3 protein-coding genes and 1 riboswitch are annotated in these 5,173 nt (G+C 41.4%); of the genes, 1 reads left to right on the forward strand and 2 read right to left on the reverse strand.

Features of this window, described 5'->3' with window-relative positions:
* The first annotated feature begins 278 nt into the window (after positions 1-278).
* Complete coding sequence (locus ACFE90_RS21395) at positions 279-638, forward strand: hypothetical protein (protein WP_375504062.1); 360 nt, start codon at positions 279-281, stop codon at positions 636-638.
* Positions 639-896: 258 nt separating this feature from the next.
* Here the strand turns inward: ACFE90_RS21395 and thiC are convergent, their stop codons facing one another.
* Complete coding sequence (thiC, locus tag ACFE90_RS21400; protein ID WP_229452048.1) at positions 897-2,270, reverse strand: phosphomethylpyrimidine synthase; 1,374 nt, start codon at positions 2,268-2,270, stop codon at positions 897-899.
* Between the two features lie 7 nt (positions 2,271-2,277).
* A riboswitch (TPP riboswitch) is annotated at positions 2,278-2,374 on the reverse strand.
* Positions 2,375-2,749: 375 nt separating this feature from the next.
* Positions 2,750-4,576, reverse strand: a complete 1,827-nt coding sequence (locus tag ACFE90_RS21405) for a tetratricopeptide repeat protein (RefSeq protein WP_375504064.1) — start codon at positions 4,574-4,576, stop codon at positions 2,750-2,752.
* Positions 4,577-5,173 lie beyond the last annotated feature (597 nt).

A 5,173-nucleotide genomic window follows, 5' to 3' on the forward strand; every position in this document is an offset into this window, starting at 1 on the left:
GCTTTCACGTTTCCGTGTTCCGCGCAGCCTGTAGCAGCTTCCGCCTTCACATTATCAGAAACAGACTTGTGTTACAGCATCTTCCCTTAAATAGAACAGGCTTTTGAGGTACAGTACTGCTGTGCCTCAACAATAAATATGGCTTCAATTGGCAAAAAATGTTGTAGGGGATTTAAATTTTAGGCTTTTTCAGAAAAATCAACAATTTCACGTATGACAACTTTTTCAACAATTGTCCACTATAGAGTTATCAGGAATTCAGAAAATGAGTATTAATTATGGTAAGGTCAAAACGCAATTCACGTACTCTTGGCAAAGCTGAACTACGTCTAGCAAGCATTAAATCTATTAGTCCAACTCTCGATGTCGGAGAGAGCTTAACTGTCAAAGATTATACTGAAAAAATCGAAAGTCTCCGTCAATCTCTAGAAGCATACAATACTACCCTCTCCACTATTGATGTCTTACTAACCCAGATCATTGAAAATGAACAAGATTTGGCAGACTATTCTGAGAAAATTTTGCGTGGTATTGCTTATAAATATGGTAATGATAGCCATGAGTATCAGATGGCTGGAGGTATTCGTAAAAGCGACCGCAAGCGTGCTGTGCGTCAAAGCCTGGTTTTACCGAAGTAAGTAGGCGCGATTAAACGCGATCGCATAGATTACCAACCAGAATTACTGATTTAGCTTTGATTGGGGAGCGATAGCAATTGGATTACTATTGTAGGAAGTAAAAGTGCGATCGCAAAACCTAACCTGATATTTTGAGAGAAGCAAAACCATTTTGTCTCATTCCCAGCCGAAAACTGGGAATGAGGTTTTAAAAGAGTTTTAACTTATAATTGATACCAATTACGGAGGTTTTTCGACTTTTGCAAAAGGTCTAATCTGTTAGCTTTGAGTCACAGCCTCTTTCGCCAAGAACTTCTCTAATTCTGTCAGCGCATCAGCATCAACCTTAGTTTGCATTGGGCAGAACTTAGGCCCACACATCGAACAAAACTCAGCAGTTTTATAGATATCTGCTGGTAAAGTTTCATCGTGATATTCCTTAGCTCTTTCTGGGTCGAGTGATAATTCAAACTGACGGTTCCAATCGAAGTTGTAACGCGCCTTAGAAAGTTCATCATCTCTATCCCTTGCACCAGGGCGATGTCTAGCAATATCAGCCGCATGAGCCGCTATTTTATAGGCAATCAACCCATTCCGCACATCTTCGGCATTTGGTAGACCCAAATGTTCTTTAGGTGTTACATAGCACAGCATTGCAGTACCGTACCATCCAGCCATCGCTGCTCCAATAGCTGAAGTAATATGGTCATAACCGGGAGCAATGTCTGTCACCAATGGCCCCAAAACATAGAAAGGTGCTTCAGAACACTCTTCCATCTGCTTACGGACGTTGAACTCAATTTGATCCATTGGGACGTGTCCAGGCCCTTCCACCATCACCTGTACATCATCTTCCCAGGCTTTGCGAGTTAGCTGTCCAAGGGTTTTCAATTCAGCTAATTGTGCTTCATCTGAGGCATCATGGGTGCAGCCAGGACGCAGGGAATCTCCTAAACTGAAGGAGACATCATATTTTTTGAAAATCTCAATAATATCTTGGAAGTGGGTATAAAGCGGGTTTTGTTTGTGGTGATGCAACATCCACCGTGCCAAAATACCGCCGCCGCGAGAGACAATACCAGTGATGCGGCTTCTCACCAAAGGTAAATGCTCAATCAAAATCCCAGCGTGGATAGTTTGATAGTCTACTCCTTGCTGGGCGTGCTTTTCGATGATATGGAGAAAATCATCAGCAGTCAGATTCTCAATAGTGCCGTGGACGCTTTCTAAAGCTTGGTAAACCGGCACCGTACCAATGGGAACTGGAGAAGCCTTGATGATGGCGGTACGAATTTCATCCAAATTACCGCCGCCTGTGGACAAATCCATCACGGTATCAGCACCGTACTTCACGGATAGATTCAACTTATCAACTTCTTCCTGAAGATTAGAAGAGTTGGGAGAAGCGCCAATATTAGCATTTACCTTACATTTAGAGGCGATGCCAATAGCCATCGGCTCTAGGTTAGTGTGATTTATATTAGCCGGGATAATCATTCGTCCCCGCGCCACTTCCTCACGAATGAGATCGGCAGGGAGATTTTCGCGTTGGGCGACGTAGTGCATTTCTTCGGTGATAACACCTTGGCGGGCGTAGTGCATTTGAGATACATTACTCTGCCCACGTCGTTTAGCAACCCATTCTGTCCGCATATTGTAATTCCTCAATAAACAGCTTCCCTCCGCTGGTATTACCCAGACTCAGGTGTTAAGGGTGTGATCTCAGCCTGGTTATGTAGGCACCCCTAGCATGGATGTAGTGTACCACCTTCGTTATATCTGGAGGGAAGGATGTTAACAAATTATGCTGTTTTTTCGGAGTCTGGGCTTAACTGAACTGTATCGACCTATAGATTTGCCTTTTTAGGAAAGCAAGCTATGCACAGCATCTGCTAGAAAAGGGGAATTCAACACAAAAATTACCAAAGAAAGGCAGAAGGCAGAAGGCAGAAGGCAGAAGGTTTTAGAAAAGAATTCTTCTCTTTGTCAAAAGGGTTTAGAGCAAGTAAATTTATTTATGAAAAACAAAAAAATATGTATAACGAGTGGCATAGCGCATATTTACAGTGTCCTTTGTGAAATCCCCTAAATTTATTTATGGGGATTGCTTCTGCCTTCTGCCTCCTGCCTTCTTAAGAATTACGAAGTTGTTCAATTAGCTCAATAATTTGTTGGTAATACTGGATATTTCCTTCTTGATAATACAAGTCTGCTGATTTCTGGAAATCTGTAATTGCTCGTTGATAGTCTCTCAGATTGCGGTAGACATCTGCCCTAAGAATGTAAGCTGAAGCCCAATTAGGCTGATGCAGCAAGGCTTGGTTTAAGTCTGCAAGCGCTCCCTGTAAGTCTCCCAGCAGAGAACGGCTACGACCCCGATTGTACCAGTCTTCAGCAAAGCTAGGGTCGATCGCGATCGCACGACTGTAATCTTCTATTGCCCCTTGATAATCTTCTAGGGCATAGTGAGCATTAGCGCGATCGCTGTAAAATGCAGCAGATTGGGGATTTATTTGTAATGCTTGGGTGTAATCTGCGATCGCATTTTCATATTCTTCTAAAGCATAATGGGTAGAACCTCGGTTGTAATATGCTTCAATTAAATCGGGATTAATTTCTAATGCTTGATTATAATCTGCGATCGCTCCTTCTTCATCTCCCAAAAGACGACGAGCATTTCCTCGATTGCAGTACGCTTGAGAAAATTCAGGAACAAGCTCTACTGCTTGAGTGTTATCATCAATTGCTCCCTGTAAATCTTGCAAGGCTTCACGGGCAATCCCCCGACCGTAATAAGCTACGGCTAAGTTATCATTAATTTGCAATGCCCGATCGTAATCTTTAATTGCTCCTTTATGATCTCCTAAAGAACGACGAGCCGCCGCGCGATCGCAATATCCTTCTGCTAAATTAGGATTGAGTTGTAATAAGCGATTACTATCTTCAATTGCACCTTGATAATTTCCCAGTCGGCGACGAGCATTCGCCCGAAAGCCGTATACTAAAGCTAAAGTCGGATTTTCTTGTAACGCTTGATCATAATCTGCGATCGCACCCTCATAATCCCCAAGAGTACTACGAATAAGACCTCGTTCACAATAGGCTTGCACATCATCAGGATTAAACTTTAATGCTTGGTTAAAATCCTCAATTGCTTGATAATATTCTTTGAGATGAGCAAGAACCAGACCCCGATTGTAATATGCTCCGGCAAACTTGGGATTGATTTCTAGTGCGCGGTTGAAATTAGCGATCGCACTTTCATATTCTGCTAAAGAGTAGTAGGCATTACCTCGATTATGATAAGCTTCTGCCAAGTTTGGATCTAATTGTAATGCTCGGTCGTGGTCAGCGATCGCTTCGTGAAAATTTCCTAAGATATAGTGAATATTACCCCGATTGCTGTAAGCTGCGGCAAAATTGGGATGCCACTGTAAAGCTTGCTGAAAATCAGCGATTGCACCTTGATGATCGCCACTTTCAAAACAAGCTACACCTCGATTATGATAAGCATTGGCAATATCAATATTGATATTATCAGCTAACTGGGTACTGATTTCAATTGTTTGGATATAATCAGCGATCGCTTTGTCGTATTTTTCTAAGGCAAAGTAAGCATTACCCCGGCTGTGGTAAGATTGGGCGAGATTGGGATCGATTTGTAATGCTTGGTTATGATCTGCGATTGCTCCTTCGTAATCAGCTAAAAAGTAACGTGCATTACCTCGGTGATAATAAGCTGTGGCAAAATTGGGATTAATTTCTATAGCGCGATTAAAATCTGCGATCGCACTACGATAATCTTTGAGTTGACTACTTAAAATAATGCCTCGATTATGGTAAGCTTCGGCATAGTTAGGATTGAGCTTGATTGCTTGGGTGTAAGCTGCGATTGCCCCTTGATAATCCCCTTGCAAATTGTGGTTTAATCCTTGGTTTAATAATTCTTCAGCATTCATATAATTTTTTTGGATTTCGACATTCTCTAGCTTTCAGGCAACGGGATTTTTTACGATATTTTTTGAAAATCGCTCCAGCTACTATTGTGCCTCTTGCTAAGATTTTAATTCCTGATTTTCTGTGAGCTTAGATCAGTACGACGTATTTCAGGCGACTTAAATAGCAGCAAGCACCACAAATAAGAACGTTGGGTGTCTGACTCGCCATTTTTTACTGCTATTGCTATAGTAGCAAATAACACATTTGACTAAGTGCGATCGGATCTACTATCAACATGAGTAAAGAGTATCAAAATTGTTTAAAACACTTTACTACCTTAAAGTCCAAATACCAAGTAACTCAATATCGACATGAAGCAGCAGAATATTTACTGAAAAAAGATTCACAACCATACTCTTGGGCTAAGTCTTATCTCAAAAAATTGTAACTAGAAGCGCTTACTCCTGATAATCCTTTCCGAAAAGCAGCGTTAGAATTGCTGTATAACTGGCAACAAAACTTACAAGTCACTCAAAATCAAGACGAGGAAGATAGGGAATTACTTATGAAACTATCCCACTAATAAAAAAGTATGGTAATCTACTTCTCAACAAGGA

This window comes from uncultured Nostoc sp. (genome assembly GCF_964245445.1).
In the GTDB taxonomy this organism is placed as follows: domain Bacteria; phylum Cyanobacteriota; class Cyanobacteriia; order Cyanobacteriales; family Nostocaceae; genus Nostoc.

Excerpts from the sequence above, each read along its gene's own strand:
- thiC (WP_229452048.1), bottom strand. The coding sequence starts at position 2,270 with ATGCGGACAGAATGGGTTGCTAAACGACGTGGGCAGAGTAATGTATCT.
- ACFE90_RS21405 (WP_375504064.1), bottom strand. The coding sequence starts at position 4,576 with ATGAATGCTGAAGAATTATTAAACCAAGGATTAAACCACAATTTGCAA.
- ACFE90_RS21395 (WP_375504062.1), top strand. The coding sequence starts at position 279 with ATGGTAAGGTCAAAACGCAATTCACGTACTCTTGGCAAAGCTGAACTA.